This window comes from Sulfidibacter corallicola (assembly GCF_017498545.1).
GTDB lineage: Bacteria > Acidobacteriota > Holophagae > Acanthopleuribacterales > Acanthopleuribacteraceae > Sulfidibacter > Sulfidibacter corallicola.
Genome location: NZ_CP071793.1, coordinates 4,641,597 through 4,663,879 on the forward strand (window position 1 = coordinate 4,641,597; position 22,283 = coordinate 4,663,879).

The window sequence follows — 22,283 nt, forward strand, 5'->3', positions numbered from 1 at the left end:
TGACAGAAGACCCAAAGCGCAGATCCTAAAGGATCTGCGCTTTTTTATTAAGAAAACGCTGAAGGATCACCAACTCAATCCCCTTTGCCGGGGGCACCGCCACTCTCCCTGGCGCCGCGGACCACGGTGGTGCGGCTGGCTCGGCCGTTGCCGCTGAAACTCCGCAGGCGGATCACCTCGCCAGTCACCGATACCGGGCCTTTGTACGCCTGGGAAGAGGGCGTCGGCTCCGAGCCGTCCTCGGTGTAACGCAGGTCGAGGCCAGGATAGCGCACGTTGGCTTTCAGCACGCCCCGCTCGATCCGCGCGCCTGGCAAGGGGATGCGGTACGCCACCCCGCCGAACAGGTGATCCAACCTGGGCAACTCGCGGCGCCCGAGCCGATCGGCAAAGGCCCCCCAATCGCGGGCCACCTGCCCCTCGCGCGACGCCGACGGCTTCGCCATTTCCCAGCTCGGCCGCGCCGCCCAGGCCCGCTCCGCCAACCCCAACAGTTTGGGGAACAGCATGTACTCCAGCGCCTCGGTGTCCGCCACCGTTTCGGTCCACAACTGGCCCTGGATACCGAGGACACGCTTGGCCCCCTCCGCCGTCAAACGGGCCGCATGCGTGTAACGGGCCGGGTCGATCGGTTGGCCCATGCGGTCGTGGGTGGCCGAGGCGAACAGGTTCTCGGGGGCGAAGCGAAACACCTTGTAGGTGTCCACATAGCCCGCCCAGTAGTAGCCCGGTTCCTGGAAATCCTTTTGGTAGGCCAGGTCGAAGTAGAGGTGTGGCGCCGAACACAACACCACTTCCGCGCCCGCGTTCGCCAGGCGGTAGGCGGTGTCCTCGCGGCCCCAGCCCGGCACGTCGTTCCACACGTAGGCCTGAATCGGCGGGTCGAGCAGCAACGGATTGGGCTTGTCCGCATGACCGCCCTCGTGCCCGCCCTCGCGTGTGATCAGGGCCGATTCCTCCCAACCGGCCAGGCGGATGCCGCGCTCGGCCAGCCGCCGGTGCAGCCGTTCGAAAAAGATGGAAAACAATCGGTCCTGTGGGTTTTTGTCCTGGATGCCATGCGCCTTCAAAAAGGCCTGGCAATCGGGGGAATCGAGCCAGGCGCCCTTGGGTACCTCGTCGCCGCCCGCGTGGATGGTGCGCAGCGGCGCATCGGCCTCTCGATACATCCCCACCAAGGTTTCGACAATCTTGTCGATGAACAGGAAGGTGTCCTCGCGACAGACGCACAGCACGTTGTCGCGCCAACCCTGAACGGACCGGTAACGCGAGGTATCCGCCGGATCGTGGAGCGACAGTCGTGCATGGGGGTCGGCCAGGAGCCCAGGTGCCCGCTTTTGGTCCGCCCCCTCGGCGCGCCGGTTGCGGTGCTTCATGGCGGCGATCGCGGCGCGGGCGTGGCCCGGCAAATCGATCTCGGGAATGACTTCGATGTGGCGTCGCGTGGCGTACCGCAGCATTTCGATCATGTCGGCCGCGCTGTAAAACCCACCGATCCGTTCCGGCCCGGAACCGAAGGACGGCGGCAACTCCCCGTCACCCGCACCGCGAAACGCACCGAAGCTCGTCAATTCCGGCAACCCGGGAATCTCCAGGCGCCAGCCCTCGTCGTCGGTCAGGTGGAAGTGCAATCGATTCAATTTGTAGAAGGCCATCAAGTCCAGCACCTTCTTGACCGAGGCCACCCCGTGGAAATTGCGGGCGACATCGAGGTGCATGCCGCGATAGGCAAAGCGCGGCACATCGAGGATGTCGACCTCGGGAAGATCGAGCGATCGTCCCTTCGTTCGGTAGGCCAGCGGTTCGGCCAAGGCCAGAAGCGACTGGATCCCGTAAAAGGCGCCGGCCGCGGTTTCGGCGTCGATACGGACCCCATCCTTGGGTCGCACGGTCAGGCGATATCCTTCCGCGCGCACACCCTGTTCACCGGCCAAATCAGATAACTCACCGCGATTCAACCAGACGGTCGCCCCATCGGGCCGTCCCGCTTCCACCAACCGGGCCTCGATGGCGAAATGGGAACGCAGTGCTTCTTTCAGGAACCGGGCCTCCGCCGCGAAATCGGGGTGAAATCCGATCCTCGAGCCGGATTCCAGCACCACAGACCCCTTGCCCACCCGCTGACGGCGCGGGGTGGGCAGCACCAGATGCGAAGCGGCCCCCGATTTCGGCATCTTCACGAGTGCCCGTGCCGCCTCTTGGTTGAAGCGATATCGCGTTTCCGCGGTTTCCGGTGGAACCACATCCTCTGCAGCACGTTGCATCGATCGGGTATCGACGTGCGACGGCAATTCGAGCGTCACCGGCGTCGTACGAAATGTGTCTCGAACTTGTTCGCGCAAATAAAAACCATTTGGCGCCATCGAACGATTGACGGCGCTACCCTCGAACCGGAGCGAGATTTTCAGGGGATTCGGCAAGCGTTTACTTTTCCACCCTGCCTTGGGCTGAATGCGCCACAGGTCCCCGTTCACATGGTGAACCTGAACGGGTGAACCCTTCGGCAGGGGATCGACCACCAAGGGGAAGTTGAAGAACAGGGCCCAACCGGAGGTCGCCGGCAACGCCGGCCCCTCGATCGCGAGGATCAGGTCGGCCTCGGCCCGCGCCGGCTCGCCCGACGGCGGCTCGGTCAAGACCCAACGCAGGTGCAGGCGCCGAGCGGGCTCGGACGAATCGCGGGACGCGCCCTCCTCGACGGCAGGCTGAGCGGGTGCGATCGCGATCGAAGCCAGGACAAAAAGCAGGACGGGACCGAGACGACGGGGGGTCATGGCAACCTCCGAATATTTTGTTTGATGAATTAACTAAATCACGTTTCACCAAGGCCTGGCAAGTACCTCTCCCGTTTTTCCACCCTAAATCCACCTCAACGACCGAATCGATCGAGTCGACCGAACGGTCGAATGTTTCGCCAATTGACGAAAAACACCCGATTTGCCCCGGCTTTCGCTCAGGTATTGTATTGATTTGACTTTGGCCTTCCCGCTAAGATGGTGGGGCCTACCGTGATATCTCAGCTGGATGCCCTTAGTGAATAAAGTGATTTCCGCCTCCCAAAAAGCGACCCGGGCCCAAACCAAAGAGCACAACAAACGGTTTATCCTCAAAACCATCTACGAGCGGGATCCCATCAGCCGCGCCGACTTGGCACGCCTGACCAAATTGACGCGCGCATCCATCTCCAATGTGGTCGCCGCCCTTCTCGAAGAGAATTTGGTTCACGAGGTCGGCCTCGCCAAGAAAAGCGTCGGCAAACCGCCCACCTTGCTCAGCTTCAACAAGAGTGCCCGCCAACTCATCACCCTCGACCTGGCCAACGACCAATTCCGCGGCTGTTTGATGAACCTGCGCGGCGACATCACCGATCGCGTCAAGATCTCGGTCGAAGAGCAGCGCGGCGAATCGGCGGTCGACAAGGTCGTGGAACTGATCGAGGAGTTGAAGGCCAAAGCGACCGAACCGCTGCTGGGCATCGGCATCGGTACCCCGGGCGTCATCGAACCCTATCGCGGCGTGGTCAAGAGCGCCATCAACCTCAACTGGTCCGACCTTCCCCTGGGCGACATGTTGGAAGAGCGCTTCGACATTCCGGTCTACATCGCCAACGACGCCCAACTGGCCGCACTGGCCCAGTACCTGTTCTCGCCGGACAAGGAGTCCATCAAGAACCTGATCCTGGTCAAGGTGGGCCGCGGCATCGGCTCCGGCATCATTTTCGGCGGCGAAATCTTCTTCGGTGACGGCTTCAGCGCGGGCGAAATCGGCCACGTGGTGGTTGACCCCAACGGCAAGCTGTGCACCTGTGGCCACAATGGCTGCCTGGAAACCATGGCCAGCACGCGGGCACTCAGCGAACAAATGACGCAGATCGCCATGGCCAATCCCAGCTCGAAGCTGCACGACAAGGCCCGCGCGGGACATCCGCTTCACTCCAACGACATTTTGCAAGCGCATCAGGAAAAGGACTTCACGGTGCAGCCGGTCATCGAGCGCTCCGGTCGTTTCCTCGGCGGTGCCATCGCCCACCTGGTCGGTGCGATGAACATCCGCCACATCTACATCGCGGGCTCGATGGCGCGCTTCGGCGACGCCCTGCTCGAACCGATCCGCCAGGAAGTGTTCCGCCGCTCGTACCCGGCGCTCATCAACCAGATCGACATCGAGATCTCGGACCTGGGCGCCGACATCGTGGTGTTGGGCGCCGCCGCACTGGTCCTGAACTTCGAACTGGGCATCGTGTAATCGGACCGAGCGGAGACCCGGGCTAAAGGGCCGCTTTTTAACCCAATCAATGGTGATTTCGTTTTTTACCACAAAGTCGTTGCCCAGGCCGGGGGCCGGATTGCCGGTGGTTCGGCATTCCGACCACTGGGTTTCAAGTGGGTAACTAATCGAAGCGAAACGCTAGGGAGTTCCCACGTTCGCGAGAGTGGCGTCGTGCCAGGTAGGTGCGACCGCTGGTCGCACATTCCGAAGCCAGTTGTTTTAATCGCGCCGACCCTCAAAAATTAGGTTGAAACTCCTCGAATGGATTACTTCGACAAGTTCATCCGGCGGATGAACCTACCGGGCACGACGAAACTCTCGGCATTCGGGTGCTCCAAACACAACTTGCTTCATCAGATGTTTTCAACTCTATCTTCGAGCTTTACATAGCTTGTTACATAATTATGTTACATAAGAGGTCACAGAGGAAACGGAGTTGGGATTGGACACGGGAAGCCATTGGGAACCTGCTGCCCGAATGAGCTCTTGATTGTCCGAACCATCGCTCGACGCGCAACCGGATGAGTCGTGTGTTCAAGGATGATGGCGACGAGAATCTATTCACCGAAAAGCTTTTTTCTCAAAACGACGCGTGATCCACCCCAACAATTTACCGTTCAACTCATGACAAATAGCATCTTGCGATAAATATTGTTATAGTATTTATTCTGAATTACATGATAATTTACCTTGGGATAATCAATGGTAAAAGCCGCTGAGTTGGAGATATCGATCTTCTGCCGCGATCCCTCGACCTATGCGATCAATCTCTGGTTTCACATGCCCGGGAGCGAGGTGGATGAGCGTCTTCGCAGTCTCGACCTACCGACCCTGAAGTCGGAACAGTTCGCCGAGATTTGCAAAGCGACGGAACAAAGTGCGCGCCTTCTCTCGGATTGGCTTTTCGCTCACCCAGATGTGCAATCGGCGTTCAAAGCGGCCCAACGACGCGCGGAAGATCACGAACTGCGGTTGCGCCTCCGACTCTACATTCAATCGGGTTCCGCGGAACTGCAGAAATTGCCGTGGGAGATGCTGCTCGATTTCCAGACGGGCTATCCACTCTGCCTCAGCGAACGCATCCTGTTCTCCCGTTACCTTTCGAGCCGCTATTGGAACCGCGTGACGGCCCGCAGCCATTCGGGCCTCGAGGCGTTGATCGCGATCGCCAACCCGAGCGACCTGGACGCGTATCAGCTCGCGCCCCTCGACGTGGCAAAAGAGCGCGCACGAGCCGAGAGCGGCCTGAAGTACATGCGCACGCGGACGCTCGCCCAGAATGGTGCGGCCCGAATCGACGCGATTCGGGAAGGGCTGCGCAAAGGAGTGGACGTCGTGGTGCTCGTTTGCCACGGCAGCATGAAAAACGGGCAACCGCTACTCTGGCTGGAAAACGAATCGGGTAAGGTGGCCCGAGTTCCCGGGGAACTGCTGGTCCAAACCCTGACCCAATTGGTACGGCTTCCGCGACTGATCCTTCTGGTCTCCTGCCATTCGGCGGGCGACGCCGACGGCAGCGGCACGGGGAACTTTTCATCGGCCCTCGGACCGCGCCTGGCAGAGGCCGGCGTCCCCGCCGTGGTGGGGATGCAGGGCGCCGTCAGCATGACCACCATCGATCGCTTCCTCCCCGCATTCTTCGAGGAACTGCAACGCAATGGGTCGGTCGATCTGGCGATGTCGATCGCCCGCGATCGGGTTCGCGATCGCCCCGACTGGTGGCGCCCCGTCCTGTTCTCGCGCCTCAAATCGTGCGAACTCTGGTATGCCCCCGGGTTCGCGATCCAGCGAGGTGGCAATGAAAAATGGCTGTCGCTGATTCACAGCCTGGGAAAAGGGAAATGCACCCCGATCCTCGGCCCGGAGATCAGCGAATTCCTGGTGGGCTCCCGCCGCGACCTGGCTCTGAACTGGTCGCGCGCCTATGGGTTCCCCTTGACCGAACACCACAGCGGCGAACTCCCCCATGTCGCACAATACGTTTCGGTGAAATTCGACCAGGGCATGGCGGTTTCCAAGTGGGAAACCCACGTAACAAACCGACTTTCCAGCCACTTGCCCGACGACCCATCCACCACCGAAAAGCCTCAGTCCAGCCAGGATTGGGATCGATTGGCCGAACGAGCCCTCGAAGCCAACCCGAACAACGCCTTCGACCTGCTGGCCCGCCTTCCCGCCGCGCTGTTTCTCACCACCGATCCCGTGCCCCTTTTGGAGGCGGCCTTGCGTGCCCGCGACAAGCAGCCGCATTCCGAGTTGTGCCGCTGGAACGACGACATGGAAGATTTTCCGTCGGTGTTCGAAGACCAACCCAACTACCTGCCTTCTCAAACCCAGCCCCTGGTTTACCGTCTGTTCGGTTGCCTGACCGAATACGATTCACTGGTGTTGACGGAAGACCATTACTTCGACTTCCTGATCGGCGTGACCGGCAACCGCGACCTGTTGCCGGGGCGGGTGCGCCGCGCACTGACCGACTCGGCGCTGTTGTTCCTGGGCTTTCGCTTGGATCGCTGGGATTTCCGCGTCCTGTTCCGCGGGCTGATGAAACGCCAGGGTGGCCGACGCCGGCGACGCTACACCCATGTGGCGGTCCAGATCAGTCCCGACGAGGATCAACTCATCGAACCCGAAGCCGCCCGCCAATACCTGCGCGAATACTTCGACGACGCCAACATCACGCTCTACTGGGGCTCGCCCACGGATTTCCTGGCGGAATTGGCCGCCCGTCTCGAGGAGCGATAGATGAATCGGGACCCTTTCGCGACCACATCGTGGGATTCCCGGGAGGACAACCCATACGTGGGACCACGCGCCTTCCGTTCGGGTGAACGCCTGTACGGACGGGGGCGCGAGGCCCGCGACCTCTTGGATTTGCTGATCGCCGAGCGCATCGTGTTGCTGTATTCCCCTTCGGGTGCAGGCAAGTCTTCCCTGATCAACGCCCGGCTCGTTCCGAACCTCGGAGAAGAGGATTTCCTGGTCCTGGGAGTCGGCCGTGTGGCAGGCGACATCCCTTCGGATCTGAAGATTCCCAAAACCGCCAACCACTACCTGGTGAGTTTGGTGTTGTCCCTGGAGGAATCGCTCCCGAAAGACCGGCGCACCCCGGTGGACATCATCGAACAACTGGACCTGAAGGCCTACCTGGACTACCGCCGCCGCGACGATCCTTCCTCCAGCGCCATTTTGATCCTCGATCAGTTCGAGGAAATCTTGACCCTGGACCCCACCGATCAGGCCGCCAAACAGGAGTTCTTCGAAACCCTGGGCGCCGCGTTGCGCGACCCGGACCTGTGGGCACTGTTCGCGATGCGCGAGGATTTCCTGGCCGGTCTGGACCCCTATCGCCGCTACCTGCCGACTCGCTTGGAAGTTCACTTCAGGCTCGACCTGCTGCGCCCGGTCGCCGCTCGGCGGGCGATCCGCAGACCGGCGCTCGCCCAGGAGGTGTCTTTCCAGGAAGAAGCCGTCGCCCTGCTCGTGGACAACTTACGGCAAACCCAGGTAGCGAACCCCGATGGCAGCCAGGAGACGAAGCTGGGTCCGTACGTGGAACCGGTTCAGTTGCAGGTCGTGTGTCACCGGCTGTGGGAGAAGCTGCCGGAAAATACCTCGGAGATCACCATGGCCCACGTCGGCCAAGTGGGTTCGGTGGACGAAGCGCTCGCCGGATATTACAGCAACCGCGTCAAAGTGATCGCGCAACGCACCGGCACCTCCGAGCGCAGGATCCGGCTCTGGTTCCAGTTCTGCCTGATCACCGAGAACGGATACCGGGCTCAGGTGCCGCTGGGTGCCGAGAAGAGTCAGGGCCTGGAAAACGAAGCGATCCAGGGTTTGGTGGATGCGTACCTGGTGCGGGCCGAGCCACGCCGGGGCACGACCTGGTTCGAGCTGTCCCACGACCGCATGATCGAACCCATTCGCGCCGGCAACGAGGCGTGGCGGCTGAAAAACCTGAGTCCCGTGGAACAGCACGCTTTGGATTGGGAAGGCAACCGTCGCGCCGATCGCTACCTGCTGCGCGAGGGCGCCCTGGAGCAGGCGGAGGTCTGGGCGGCGACCCACCAGGAGTTTCTGCGACCCTTGGAGCGAGACTACCTCGAGGCCTCGCGCCAATTTCAAAACCATCTCGAGGTCAAACGCCAGCGGACCCGAGTTCGTTGGAACACGCTAATCATCGCGTTTCTCGTGGCGACGGTCATCGGCCTCTGGGCCAGCTTGACGCGGGCCCGCATTCAGGTGGACCTCGAGCAGGCGGAGTCGGCGAGAAGCGAGGTCTTGGAGGAACTGAAACAGGCCAAATTGGAACGTGCCGCCGCCATCGACACACGTGACAAAGCGCGGCAGGAAGCCGATCGATTGATCGCGGCCGCCGAACTCCGCGCTCGCGAAACCCAGGAACGGATTCAACAACAGCTCGACGCTTCCATGAAACGGCAGCAAGAGGCCCAGCGCAGATTGGAGGCCGCGGAACGGGAAGCCACCGCCTTCCGCGAGGCCAAGCGCAAGGCCGAAGCGGAGCTGGAGAGCTTCAGCCAGGAGGCGGATTCCCAAAAGCGCCTCCTGAGAGCCGACTTGGATCGCAAACGATCCGAGGCGAAGCGTTTAAAGGAAAGAAACATTGCACTCAATGTGGCCAAACGAGTGCCTACCTTGATGGATGGCCAAACCGCGGGTCCGCTCGCCTACGCCGCCCTGAACCTGTTTCGCCAAAATCATGCACCGGATTTCACGATCCCGGTCGATTTTTACCAAGCACTCATCAGTGCCCTTCAACTCCTGGAATATCCGTTTCAGAGTCTGCTTCCGATCGGTGCCGAAGATACGATCCGCGCCTTGGCGCTTCACCCCGAGACGGGTGTGTTGGCGGTCGGCGGTGATCGCGGCAGGGTCGCGATTTGGACTCCCGTCAGAACCGAAACCCTGCTCGATCACCTGGTCGAGTTCGAAATGGGCAGCCCCATCAGGGAACTTCTGTTCGCCCCAAATCACCACGACTTGATCATCGGCACATCGGATGGTGCCATTGCGATTTGGAAAAAGCCCTACATCCGAACCAAACCGGAAACGATTGTCAAACTGCCCACCAACTCGATTTGGCGCATGGCCCTGTCACACGATGGCCAATGGTTGGCGACGCTGGGAAGGAACGGTTGGCTGACACTTCATTCGCGCAATCCCGACAATGGTTCCATCACCAGCGACCCCAATTTTCCCAGCGCGCCAGAACCCGTGCGGGCCATGGCGTTCCAACCCAACCTTCCCAACTTGGTGTTGGGCGGAGAATCGGGCGGTATCCATCTGATCCGGTGTGGCGTGCAGGGTACGGCTCCCGTTCGTCTGTTCCAATTCCCCAGCGCGAGTGCCGACACAGAACCGGAGAACCTCACCCTTACGTCCCTTGCGATGAACGAGGCGGGGCTTTTGGCCGTCGGCACTTCGGGGCACGGTATAAAAATCCTCGAACTCGAAGATCGAGCGGCAAAAGCCAAACACCATCTCCCTCACGATTTTCCCGTTTTCGATCTTCATATGTTCCCCGACGGACGCCTTCTCTCTGCGGGCGGCAGCGGTGCCGTGAACCTATGGATCGATCCACGGAACAGCCAAGAGGCCATCGAACTGGGAAGCCATGGTGCCTGGGCGATGGTTTTGGCTGCCTCCCACGATGGCGGCACCGCCTTCAGTGGCGGCGCCGACGGCACCGTCCGTCCCTGGCTGGCGAGCACCGACGCTTTGGCAGATGCGATTTGCCCCTTGGTTCGAGAGCCAATCTCGGAAAAAACGTGGCGCACGTTCTTCTACGACCTTCCCTTCAATCCCCCTTGCCAAACGGACCCCTAGATCCGCTTCCCGATTCCGGAGGTCGATTCATGTTCATCCCGTTCGGTCGTTGCAAAAAGGTACTCTCGATGGTTTTGGTTTTCGCGGTATTCGGAGGCGGCTGCTTTGGCCAAAGCGACGACCTCGACTGCATCGCACGTTTGGACAAGGCCCGACGAGCATTCGCGATCGGCGACCTGGATGCCGTGATCGCGCGTCTGCAGCCCTGTCTCAAAGGGGTCAAGCAACGGCGCGAGTACATCGCCGTTCTGGAACTGTACGCCCGCGCCCTGTTGGCCAGCGATGCGTTCGCGGAGGCGGAAAGCGTGGTCACTCGCATCTTCGGGCTGGTCCCCAGGTACGAGCCACCTTCCGATGCGCTGCCGCCATTCCGGTGGCTGGTGGCACGGGTCGGGGAAACCCAAGCGAAGCTGACCGTCAGTTCCGCTTCGCTGCTCTCGGAGAACCGCAGCGAGACGCCCGCAATGGTGGACTACCTCGGCCGAACCACGATCGAACTTTCCGGCTATCGCAACTTGGCCGAAATCCTCTACGACTTTTCCGGTTTCGACATCACCCAGGGCAACGGCGACGAATTCATGACCATTACCCCGCGCGGTTTCCGCACCGAGGGCAATTTCAGCATGCTTTTGCGGATCGACGGGGTCGAGCAAAACGACCTGCATTCCAACCTGATGTACCTTTCGAGGCAATTCCCGCTCAGCAACGTCGAACGCGTGACGGTCGTCTACGGCCCCGCTTCGACCATCTACGGCCCCAACGCCTATATGGGCGTGATCGACGTGGCGACCAGTGTACCCAGCCCTGAACCCGGCCAGGCGGTTGGCGCTCGAATTCGATTGGAGGCCGGTTCGCTGGATTCCCAGTCCTTCGACATGACCTTTGCCGGTCGCATGCTCGGCGACAGGTTGGACGGCGGCCTAGATTGGGCCCTGACGGCCCGTCGGTTTCGGTCCGACGAGAACGACCTGAGTGCCGACCCCACTTGGGATTATCGTGGAGAGGTGCGCTCGTTCGGTTTCGTGGTCAGTGAAGGCCAGCTCATCGACATCTTGGAGCCCACCTTTCCAAGACCCGAAACAGCCTCCTTCACCGACCCCACCGACGATTGGTACCTTTCGTTCAAACTATCGCGAAACGGTGTGTCGGCCGGCATCGAGACCTGGCGTCGAGAGGAGGGATCCGCTCCCTGGTTTTCCGACAATTTCCAGCCAGACGGTGCCGACGTGCAGTGGACCCCAAGACACACAACCCTGTTCGCCAATTTCGTCAAAGCGACCGACGTACTCACGTTCCGAATGGAAAACCGCTATACGGAACACCGCCTCGACGAAGGTACTTCGACGTCCTGGTTTACCCAAAACCTGGCCAACAGCGGGTTTGAATCGCCTAATCGGTTCCACTGGCACCAGTTCTCCACTCAATTCCGCAGCCAAGTCAGTTTGCTCGTTCCGGTCACGCCCTGGCTTTCGGCGTCCACAGGCGCAGACCTGCGCCTGAGTAAGGTCCATTCGGGTCTCGACCGCTGCATCGAACGCGACAACAACGGTGATTATGGGTGTCAACCCGTGAAACCCCATGACGGCCTGGAAGACGTTCTCTTCTTCGACATGCTGGATCTAGGTGTTTTTTCCCAGCTCAACTTTCGATTTCGCGAGGCCTGGAAAATCACTATCGGCCTGCGCCACGACCGCAACAAGAACCGCAGCGAAGACGCTTTTTCTTATCCAAGTCGAACCAGCCCCCGTCTTGCCATGATCTGTCGTTTGAGTGACAGGATGACCTTGCGAACACTGTACGCGGAATCGTTTCGGCAGCCAAACATCTACGAATTGGTATCCTTCCGCCGCATTCCCTTCGCACGATTGGATTTCGACATCGCCAGCACTACAAAGCGTCGATATTCCGCAGAAAACACGGAATTATCAATCCTTTGGGATGATCAACCACGCCACCATTACGTGGGTATGACTTTGTTTCACACCAAAATAAGAGATGTGTTTTCGGTCTTCGTTCAGGACAACGAAAGCGACCTGATATCCCGGGGATTCCAGCTACTTGCAGGCTGGAGGAACGAACGCGCCAACCTGAGAGGGAACTTCACCTTCACGAATCCCAAGGTCGTAGGCGAACGAGCCGTGTTTCGTTATTTCGGGGAATATCCCGATTTGGTCCAACCCTTTCCTCAAGCCGATCCAACCCAGCGGCGAGACAGGATCGGCAACATCGCCCGTTATCGCTTGAACCTGGCCGGCAACTACCGCTGGGACCGACCCCGACTGAATCTGAATGCGCGCATCAACGTGGTCGGCGATCAGCCCTCGGGTCCCGACACCACGATCACCCTGGGCCCGAAGGACGAAATCGAGGGCTACTGGATCGCCAACACCACCCTGACCTGGCACCCCTTCTCCCAATCGAAGCGCTGGGTTTCGGAGACCCGACTCCAACTGATCGTCAACAACCTCTTCGACCACGACTACACCCACCCAGGCGTTGGAACGGCCGACAGCTTCACCCGCGATGACGGCACGACCGTCGGGTTCTACGCCGCCGAAATCCCTCAAGCGGGCCGCACCGCCTACCTGCGGTTGCTCATCGATTTTTGATCACCGAAGCCCCGGATCCTCGACCAACCCACCAGACCCCAAACGCGCCTTCCAACCGCAATTACCACTTCAGCGCAGTTTTCAGGAGCAGGCATGGAACAGTCTCCCAATCTCGACGAGCTCTTTTTTTTCAACGGCATCGACGCCGCCACCGGCAATGCGGCGATTGCGCCTCAACCGCTTCAAAACCTGATCCCGTCCATCCGTCAAGCCGAGCTGCCCGACGACCTGAAAGAGCTGGAGGCACTGCGCCAACACAAGGAACCCCACTACGGACTCAAGTCCGGCCTCGACCCGAAGGACCTGGCCCAGGCCGGCTGGGGCCTGATCTGCGCCGAGGATGTGGACCCCGCCATCCTGCGAGCCTTGGAGCCGCTCATCGCATGGCGTCGCGAACAGACGCGGCCCGATCGCCACCGGGTGATCTCGGGCGCCGACGGCATTCGCGCCGGTGAATCGAAACGCGACTTCCTCAAGCGCCACAACATCGGCCCCGGCCCGGTCAACCCGGAAAAAATGCCTTACTACCTGCTGTTGGTGGGCGACCTGTCTTCCATTGGCTGGACCTTTCAGTATCAATTGGACGTGCAGTACGCCGTGGGGCGGATATGGTTCGACACACCCGAAGACTTCGCCAGGTACGCCCAATCGGTGGTGGCCGCCGAGCGCGACGGCCTGGCGCTGAATCGCCGGATCGCCTTTTTCGGGCCGGATTACGACGAATCGACCGAACTCAGTCGGGTCAATTTGGTGGAACCGCTTCACGACTATCTGGCCAAATCACATCCCGATCTCGAACTCACCAAACAGGTCGGCACCCAGGCCACCAAGGCCGCGCTGGCCGAGCTGTTGGGCGGTGCGGAAACGCCCGCGCTGGTGTTCTCCGCCAGTCATGGCGAATTTTTCAGCCCGGGACAACCACTTCAACGGGAGCACATGGGCGCCGTCCACTGCCAGGATCCCGGTGGCCACGATTTGCGGGCCATCCGGTCCGGCGCATTGCGAAAGTACTACTTCAGCGGCGACGACCTGGATCCCGATGCTCGGTTGCACGGCTTGATCGCCTTCTTTTTCGGCTGCTATTCGGCGGGAACCCCGGCGCGCGACAGCTTCGCGCGCTACGACCGTAGCGCGAAGCGGATCGACAGCGAAACGTCGCTGCGCCAGGGGCCACAAGCCGGTCTCTTGAGTGACACCCCCTTCCTCGCGGCGCTGCCTTCGGGCCTGCTGTCCCACCGGCGCGGCGGTGCCCTGGCCGTCATCGGCAACGTGGATCGCACCTGGAGCTTTTCGTTCCGCTGGGGTCGCGCCGGCTTTCAACGAGATGTCTTCGAGAGTGCGCTGGATCAGTTGATCGCGGGTTCCCCGATCGGATCGGCGATGGAGGCGTTCAACGAACGCTACGCGGAGCTCGCGGTCGAGCTGGCCGCCGAGCTGGACGACATCGACCACGGCAAACGGGTCGCCGAACGCGAGCTGGCCCGACTCTGGGCCGCGCACAACGACGCCCGCGGTTACGTGGTTCTCGGCGATCCCGCCGTTCGGTTGCCCCTGGCCAAACCCGACACCGCACCCACCGGCAGGAAACCCCTGCAGTTCGACGAAGCGAAGATGCCCGCATTTGATTCCTCTTCCCCGAGCGGGCCCGAACCGATTCCGGCAGCCATCCAGCACCATATCGCCGACTCGTCGGATACAACCGAAGAAGGAGAGGATTTCGAAGAATTCACCTTCTCGACCCGGTCAGCGCTCTCGGATTCCCAGCCTCCACCGACGTCCACGAGTTCTACGACCCTGGTGGTCACGACCTATATAGGTGGAAACGATCCCGATCCTTCCGAGAAATCAAAGGTGGTGGCCCGCACCCGCATGGACGCAACCGGCAACGTGGAAAACTGGCTCCCGGACCCGGAGCACCTGGACGCCACCGCTTGGCAGGCTCATCGAGATGTTCTGGCGCTCGCCCTTCGGCACCGCCGCCCAAAATAAAAAAAGCGCGAGCCCGAAAGCCCGCGCCAGGAGCATTAGAGAAACCAAGGACAATCGTGTCAGCAGCCGGTGGCGGGTCCGATATCCGTCCAGACGTTGGAGGATGCAGGGTTGTCACCCTGGGTCCACCACTTGGCGCGGTAACGGCGGCCGTTGTAGTTGACTTCGTCACCGCCGTTGTAGGCCCGCGCGGGGTTCCAGGTCTCGCCGCCGCTTTGGTTTTCCCAGACCGAGTTGGTTCCCGGGGTTTCTCCCCGAGTCCACCACAACGCTTTCCAAACCTTGCCGTCGTGGCTGACCATCTCGCCACCCGTGTAGATCTGGTCGGCGTTCCAAGCCGGGTAGTCGCCGGGATCGGGGCCGCCGCAGCCATCGTCCGGCCGGACAGTCACGTCGACGGTTGCGCTGTCGGAAAGCGAGCCATCGGAGACCTGGACCTCGAAGGTGAAGGTCGTGTCGGCCGTCACCGCGGGCGCCGTGAAACGGAGCATGTCCGCGGTGGTGCCATCCGGATCGATGCCGGCGGGCACCGACCACTGAAAGCTCAGGGCGTCTTCGTCCGGATCGTACGAGGCCGAGGCGTCGATGACGACGGCATCGCCGGCGGTCACGGTTTGATCGCCACTCACCACCGCTACGGGAGCCCGGTTCGCCGAGGCCGGACGCACCGTCACCGCGACGGCGTCGGTGTCTTCGAACTCACCATCGGAGACAGTGAGCTCGAAACGGTATTGGGTCTCGGAGGCCACCGACGCCACCTCGAAGGATGGCGTGGCGCCATTGGCACCCTCCAACACCACGGTCGGTCCCGTGACCTGCTGCCAGGAGTATTGGAGTGCATCGCCGTCGGGATCGCTGGAAGCCGACCCATCGAGCGCCACCCGGGCCGGTGCGGTCGCGGCGAGGTCAGAGCCGGCGTTGGCGGTCGGAGGTTGGTTGCGGGGCTTGGGTGCGATGGTGATCACGACCTCGTCGCTGTCGCTGAACTCACCGTCGTTCACGGCCAGCTCGAACCGATAGGTCGTGTTCTCCTGCACCTCGGGCGCCTCGAACCCGGCCCGGGCCTGGTCGGCATCGCGAATCGCGACAGCCGGGCCGCCGGTTTGGGTCCAGGCGTAGCTCAGCGGATCGCCGTCGGGATCGAAGGAAGCCGAACCGTCGAGGGTCACATCGGCGGGACCCTCGTAGCGCGCGTCCATGCCGGCGTTGGCGACCGGCGCGGCGTTGCCGGGCTCGACCTCGTAACTCGAAGCCTTGCCATTCAGCACGAAGAGGCGCGGACCGCCGGAAAAGGTCAGCTTCATCATGCCCTGAAGGGTCACGCTCCCGCCCGCGGGAATGCCCTGCCAACCGGGTCCGGTGATTTCGAAGCGTTGAAAGTCGTCGTGTTCGCCGGTTTTCGTGAAGGACGCGCCCCAGACCGAGGTCAGGGTGGTGGTTTTGGGCAGGCTGAACCCGAGTTTCCAACCCGGGTCGATCGCATCGGCGCCGTGGTTATGGAGGGTGAGGGCAAAAGTGTAGTTCGGATGGTCGTAGGTCCCGCCAAAACGAATCTCGTAATCGGCCGTTTCCGCGGGCAGGGGAAAAGTACTCATGCGCCCGTCGGCCGGACCGGCGCCCTGGAACATCTCGTGGGCCAGGGTGGTCAGGGTCGAACCCATGCGGTATTCGCCGTTGGGGCCCATTTCGAAGTCGCCGGCCAGCTCCCACATCATGATGCCGCCGAGTCCCTTGTCGATCACGTACTGCACCTTGTGCCGCATGGACTCCTCGTCCTCCAGCGACAGGAAGACGCGCTTGTTTTCGTTCCAGATGTAGGGCACTTTACTGACATCGTCGAAAAAGCGCTCGTAGGTGCCGCCCAGATCGGGATCGAAACCCCAGTCGTCGGCGTAGCTCAGGTTCTCCCGGTTGGCCACCAGGTTCTTGAGGTGCCACAACGGGTTGGAACCCGACCCGATCTCCTGGCCGTTCTCGTCCAGATCGTGCCAGATGTTGTCGATGCCCAACGCACCGCCGCCACTCTGGGCTGCGGAACCGTAGAGCCCGCCGGGCAGGCTGCCCTTGTTGACGTTGCGCCAGCCGCGCGAATAGTAGGGGATGCCCACGTTCATCTTGGCCGGCGGAATCACGCCGCGAAAATAGCGATAGGCCCAATCCACGTTGAGAACCGGAACGCCCAGCGGCCGTGTTTCGGGGTCGCGGTCATCGGGCAGCAGTGCCGAGTTGTGTCCGACAAATCCGTTCCAGGCACCGTGGAAGTCGTAGGTCATGATGTTGACGAAGTCCATGTAGGTCGCGTACTCGCCCATCATCATACCGCCGAGAATCCAAGAGGAAGCAGGCGCGGCCATCGTCAACAGGTAGGATTTCCCATCCTGGGCACTGGCTTCGTCCAGTTTCCGGCGCAGCAACTTGACCAACTCCATGTAGTCGGCGTACAGCCGACCACGGCGCGGTTCGGAGACGTCGAAATCGTTGGGATTGCCGGCCTGCGAGGTGGCCGTGGGATATTCGTAGTCGATGTCCAGGCCATCGAAGCCGTAATCGCGCAGGAACTGGACGGCGCTGTCCGCGAAGGCCTCGCGGCCCGCCGCGGTTTCGCACATCGTATAAAACCCGCGCGACTCGGCCCAGCCGCCCACCGCGATCAGGGTCTTCACGTGGGGATACTGTTCTTTCATGGTGCTCAGCACGTTGAAGTGACCGAGGTAGGGATATCGATCCGACTGACCCGGCAGGGTCATTTCGATCGCGGCCTCCCGGCTGCTGAAATCGATGCGGTTGGTTTGCTCGTTGACGCGTGCGAAGGCGTAGTTGAGGTGGGTGACGCGATCCCAAGGGATGTCGGTCGCCAAAAAGGTGGGAAACCCATTGGAACCGTTGCGCCATTCGGTGAAGTAGCCGACGATGCGCCGCTGTGGGGCGGCATCGCCGGCCAGGGTGATCGGCGCCAGCCAGGCAATGGCGAAAAGCGCCGCGATGTGGGCCAGATGCAAGGCCTTACGTAGCATAGTTCTCTCCTCAAATATGACCAACTCGGGGGAACGACCACCCCGAGTCGGGGATGGTACTCAGTCCGAATCACGATTCGCCCGCCGGATCGGGACACACCGACACCGCGGACGGTCGCGGTGGGTCGAGCCCGGCGAAAGCCAAAAAATCGTGAGTTCGAGCGCGGTCTCCGATGCCGGCGGGGTGACATCCATAAACATGGCAACCGGAAGCCGTCGCTCGTCGAAAGGGCTCGACATCGGGGTAGCGCGCACAGCGTTGGGTGCGACCGTTACCCGTCGTCGGGGGAAGGCGGGCGATGTCACCGCGCGAGGCGGCACGCCCGAGACGGAACCGACCTCGAGATACAGGTCGACGGCGGTCCGGTTTCGGATCCGAAAACCCGGGGAAACCGACGCGCCGGCGAACGTCTTCGAGGCATGGGGGGCATCAAGGGGTTGGAACGATTGAATGATGGCCGTTTTCCCGCGAACCGGGGAGATTCGCGATGAAAAGGGTGGGGGAAAGGCACGCGCGGCCGGGGCGGCGACGCGTGGAAAAGCCGGGAAGCGGCAGGTAGTTGCGGGATGCGCCGTGATGGCGGAGGGGTCCCCTGCCCGGCCAACCCGAGTGGGGATGGGGGACGGCGACCCACCGAAGTGGGCCGCCGGAGCCGTGGTCGGGGGGAGACCGCGGGTTGGGGATGAAATGGCTTTTTGTTCAATCAGTGTACTAAACATGTCAGTGAACGAAGGTAAAGTCAAGCCAAAAACTTGTCAACAGGTGCGCCGCGGAATCGCGGGAGATGTGAGCAACCCTACACAAGCGGGCAGGTTGCCCCGCGGGAAACAGCAAAAGGCCGATGGTCGGGGGAAATTTGCTATAGTGGCGAAGAGCGCGGGACCCCGCAGCCCGTCAGGGTGCGGTCCACGGCGCTCGATTTGGATTTCGTCCCGCCCACCTCGCACGCGAGCGCGAGAGAGATGGCGGGCTCAGTAAATCCGCCACGACGTCGGGCATCCGTTTTTCCCGTAAAATCGTCGAACGCACTACCGCATAAACCCTTTCGTAACGCAGATGCAGCTCGTCCCGAAGCCCGGAAACGCGAGGATTCCGGAACGGTGACGTGTTTTTTGCGACATTTTTTGTTTGTTCACTTGACAAACTTAACCACGGCTTCACATAATGCTTTCACCAAGTCTGCGATCTCTTGCACTCCACCTTACCGGCGCGGCCCTCTCCCCCGAGGGACCCGTCCACTTCCGGGGGCTCTTTTGTTTGTTGCTCTCCTTTTCTCTTTTTCTCTTCCCCCGTCGGCGGTCCGCGTCGGATCGGTCAAGCGTACCCGTCTCCACTCATCCGGTAGACGACACGAGAGGTTCCGCAAATTTATGCAGCACACGGAGGTTTCCCAGTGTTGAGACATCATGCTTTGACAAGTCGTCTGGGCGCGTCGGTTCCCCACCCCGCTCCGTCGCCTCACGGGCGCTTCGCCGCTTTCCTATCCCCGCTTGGTAAGCGACTGGCTCTCGCTCTCGTCCTGTTCCTGCTGTTCCCAATCCCCCAACTTCTCGCTCAATCCAGCAACGCCGCCGTTCAAGGCCGCGTCGTCGTTCAAGGCAGAGGCGCCCTCGGCGACGCCCCCGTCCTGGCGCGCAATACCGAAACCGGAATGGAATGGACCGCCACCACCAACAAGGACGGCTATTACTTTTTCCTGTCCATCCCGCCGGGCACCTATGAAATTCGCTTCGAACACGAGGGTTTCGAGCCCCAGATCAAATTGGCCAAGATGTTCATCGGACAGAAGGTCGACATCAATTTCGAAGTGACCCCGGGCGGCATCAGCGAAGAGGTGACCGTCACGGCCGAAATCCAGGCGACCGACCTGACCAAATCGGACCTATCGATTCCGATCCGCAACGAGCAGATGGAAAAGCTGCCGCTCAACGGCCGCAACTTCCTGGAAGTCGCCACCCTGGCGCCGGGCACCAAGCCGGCCGCCGGCGGCGCTTCCGGTTCGGGCCTGACCACCGGCGCATCCACCGCGTCCAGCCTGGGCTTCTACGTGGACGGCAGCGATCGCAAGAACGAGATCGTGGACGGCGGCATGGTCGGCCAGTTCATCAGCTCGTCGAACGCCTTTCCGCTGAGTGCCATTCGCGAGTACCGCGTCGTGACCCAGCTCTACAAGGCCGAGTTCGCCAAGGCGTCGGGTGGCGTGGTCACGGCGGCCACCAAGTCGGGCACCAACGACCTCAACGGCGAGGTGTTCTTCACCTATCGCGACAAGGACCTGAACTCCAAAAACGCCTTCGCCAGCGAGAAACCGGCCTACGAGCGCAACCAGATGGGTTTCGCGGTCGGCGGACCGATCGTGAAGGACAAACTGCACTATTTCCTGGCCTACGAGGACACCCAGGTGGACGAGTTCTACATTTCGGCGCCGACGGGCGATTTCGCCGATCAGGGCGGCAACTTCCCGATGCCGCAAAAATCGAAACTGGGCTTCCTGCGGCTGACCTACCAGCCGTCACCAGAGCACTATTTCGACATCTCCCTGGACGATCGCGACGAGTCGAACACGGCGTACTGGCTGTGGTGGGCCCAACCCTACACCCAGGATCGCGGTCTGGATTTCACCAACGACGTCACCAACATCAGCGCCAAGTACCAACTGGTGGCCGGCACGGCACTCCACGAGATCCGCTTCAACAGCCAGGATTACGGCTGGGCGACGGCGACCCTCGCCCAACCGGGACCCGGCCTGCGCTACCCCAGCATCCACATCGGCCCCTTCTCCCATGCGCCGCAGGATTGGGCCCAGGAACGCTACTCGTTGAACTACGACGTCAGCGTGGGATTGGGCAATCACTTCATCAAGGCCGGCGTGTCGGCCCAGCGGTTGCGCTATCAGGCCGAACAGCAGCTTTTCCTGAACCCGCAATTCGATTTCGAGACCGATACCGCCACGGTGCCCTACAACGCCAGCATCGGTGTCGGTGACCCGGGCGTCGCCAAGTACAACACCCAATACGGCCTCTTCATTCAAGACGATTGGAAGGTCAACGACAAACTCACCCTGAGCATGGGCATCCGCTACGACTATGAAACCAACATGCTCAACAACGACTTCGTCACCCCCGCCGACGTACGCGCGGATCTCACGCCCTACTTCGACGAACGCTACTTCTCCGACGGCAGCAATCGCGATCCGTTCACCGGCGCGCTTCAGCCGCGGCTCGGCCTCTCCTACGACATCAGCGGCGACGGCACCCGCTTCCTGACGGCCGGCGTGGGCATCTTCTACGACCGCACCATCTGGAACGTGGCCTCCGACGAAGCCCTGCGCTACACCTACAAAATCTTCAACATCCGCTTCTCGGAAGACGGTGCCAACAATTCGCTGGTATGGGACGACGCCTACTTCGAGCGCGACAACCTGCTGGACCTGATCGCCAGCGGTGAAACCGATCCGCCGGAAGTCTTCCTGATCCCCGACGACCTGAAGCCGCCCAAGACGATTCAGTTCAGCGTGGGCTACCGCCAGAAAATTCAGGACGCCACCCTCAGCGTGAGCTACGTGGGTGTGCGCGGATCCAACGAAACCGCGGTCTACGACGCCAACGCCAACGGCCAAATTCCCGGCTACGGCAAGGTGAACGTCTGGACGGACGAGGGCAACTCCTGGTTCGACGCCTTCTACCTCTTCTTCGACCGTCCCTACAAAGACGGTTGGTTCGGCCAGGTGTCCTACACCCTGGGCTGGGCCGACAACGAGTCCGATTCGCTCTACCACGGCTACTGGCGCTACACCAGTGAAGACATGCTGGAACGCGCGCCGGCCCTGACCGACGAGCGTCATCGGGTTTCGGTCAACGTCGGGTTCGACCTGCCCTGGAAAATGCAGGTCAGCGGCTGGGGCACCTACGCCACCGGCACGCCCTACGAGGTCATCGTGGGCTCCGACGTCAACGGCGACGGCTTCGTGAACAACGACTATCCCGAGGGCGAAGGCCGCAACTCGGGCCGCAAGGACGCCACGAAGGTGCTCAACCTGCGTCTCTCCAAAAAGGTGACGCTACGCCAGATCGGGCTCAACGTCTACGTCGACGCCTTCAACGTGTTCGACTGGGAAAACTACACTTCCTACATCAACAACCAACAATCGGCCAGCTTCGGGCAAGCGAGCGCGGCCGGCGATCCCCGCCAGATCCAGGTGGGCGGCACCTTTACGTTCTAACCAGGGCCCATTCGGTAACGAAAAGGGCGAAACCGCCCAATTCGTTCGCCTGGATGGGTACGCCATCGGCCCTCGGGCGTCAGGTCTCAGCAACATACTTGTTCACAGGTAATTAACTGACACCTGACACCTGGCTGCCGATACCGGGTCGCAAGCGTTTCCGAGGTGCCGATTCCTCGATGAAGCCCTATTTCCGGATGGGCACAAACGAATCCTAGTGAGGCGGCGGGCTTGCTCCAGCCAGGTGAGTCGCCTCGATCCGGCTGACGTTGTGAAAACGTCAAAACCTTCGGGGGTCGTGCGCTCAGGGCGCTCGGCCCCCTTTTTTC

8 protein-coding genes are annotated in these 22,283 nt (G+C 61.4%); 6 read left to right on the plus strand and 2 right to left on the minus strand.

What is annotated here, in order from left to right; all coding sequences use genetic code 11:
- Positions 1 to 74 precede the first annotated feature (74 nt).
- Positions 75 to 2,774 carry a family 20 glycosylhydrolase gene (locus J3U87_RS13645; RefSeq protein WP_237383601.1) on the minus strand — a complete coding sequence of 900 codons (2,700 nt, stop codon included), beginning with the start codon at positions 2,772 to 2,774 and terminating at the stop codon, positions 75 to 77.
- A 259-nt stretch (positions 2,775 to 3,033) separates the two neighbouring features.
- On the opposite strand from J3U87_RS13645, the gene J3U87_RS13650 reads away from it, so the two are divergent.
- From J3U87_RS13650 to J3U87_RS13670, 5 genes are all read left to right on the plus strand, one after another.
- A complete protein-coding gene (locus J3U87_RS13650) occupies positions 3,034 to 4,245 on the plus strand; it encodes an ROK family transcriptional regulator (protein WP_237383602.1) in 1,212 nt (403 codons plus the stop codon).
- 726 nt (positions 4,246 to 4,971) lie between these two features.
- On the plus strand, positions 4,972 to 7,014 hold the full coding sequence (locus J3U87_RS13655; RefSeq protein WP_237383603.1) for a CHAT domain-containing protein: 2,043 nt from the start codon (positions 4,972 to 4,974) through the stop codon (positions 7,012 to 7,014).
- On the plus strand, positions 7,015 to 10,119 hold the full coding sequence (locus J3U87_RS13660; protein ID WP_237383604.1) for an nSTAND1 domain-containing NTPase: 3,105 nt from the start codon (positions 7,015 to 7,017) through the stop codon (positions 10,117 to 10,119).
- A 29-nt stretch (positions 10,120 to 10,148) separates the two neighbouring features.
- Positions 10,149 to 12,728 (plus strand): TonB-dependent receptor, encoded by a 2,580-nt coding sequence (locus tag J3U87_RS13665; protein ID WP_237383605.1) that lies wholly within the window; start codon positions 10,149 to 10,151, stop codon positions 12,726 to 12,728.
- Between the two features lie 93 nt (positions 12,729 to 12,821).
- Positions 12,822 to 14,717: a C25 family cysteine peptidase gene (locus J3U87_RS13670; RefSeq protein WP_237383606.1), complete on the plus strand. Its 1,896-nt coding sequence runs from the start codon at positions 12,822 to 12,824 to the stop codon at positions 14,715 to 14,717.
- Positions 14,718 to 14,776: 59 nt separating this feature from the next.
- Here J3U87_RS13670 and J3U87_RS13675 read toward each other — a convergent pair whose 3' ends face one another.
- Positions 14,777 to 17,731, minus strand: a complete 2,955-nt coding sequence (locus J3U87_RS13675; protein ID WP_237383607.1) for a glycosyl hydrolase family 18 protein — start codon at positions 17,729 to 17,731, stop codon at positions 14,777 to 14,779.
- A gap of 1,397 nt (positions 17,732 to 19,128) precedes the next feature.
- Here J3U87_RS13675 and J3U87_RS13680 point away from each other — a divergent pair.
- Positions 19,129 to 21,954, plus strand: coding sequence for a TonB-dependent receptor (locus tag J3U87_RS13680; RefSeq protein WP_237383608.1), 2,826 nt, complete (start codon positions 19,129 to 19,131; stop codon positions 21,952 to 21,954).
- Positions 21,955 to 22,283: the final 329 nt, after the last annotated feature.

Bases quoted from the DNA above. Each gene is read 5' to 3' on its own strand.
- J3U87_RS13645 (WP_237383601.1), bottom strand. From the start codon at position 2,774: ATGACCCCCCGTCGTCTCGGTCCCGTCCTGCTTTTTGTCCTGGCTTCG.
- J3U87_RS13655 (WP_237383603.1), top strand. From the start codon at position 4,972: ATGGTAAAAGCCGCTGAGTTGGAGATATCGATCTTCTGCCGCGATCCC.
- J3U87_RS13660 (WP_237383604.1), top strand. From the start codon at position 7,015: ATGAATCGGGACCCTTTCGCGACCACATCGTGGGATTCCCGGGAGGAC.
- J3U87_RS13665 (WP_237383605.1), top strand. From the start codon at position 10,149: ATGTTCATCCCGTTCGGTCGTTGCAAAAAGGTACTCTCGATGGTTTTG.
- J3U87_RS13670 (WP_237383606.1), top strand. From the start codon at position 12,822: ATGGAACAGTCTCCCAATCTCGACGAGCTCTTTTTTTTCAACGGCATC.
- J3U87_RS13675 (WP_237383607.1), bottom strand. From the start codon at position 17,731: ATGCTACGTAAGGCCTTGCATCTGGCCCACATCGCGGCGCTTTTCGCC.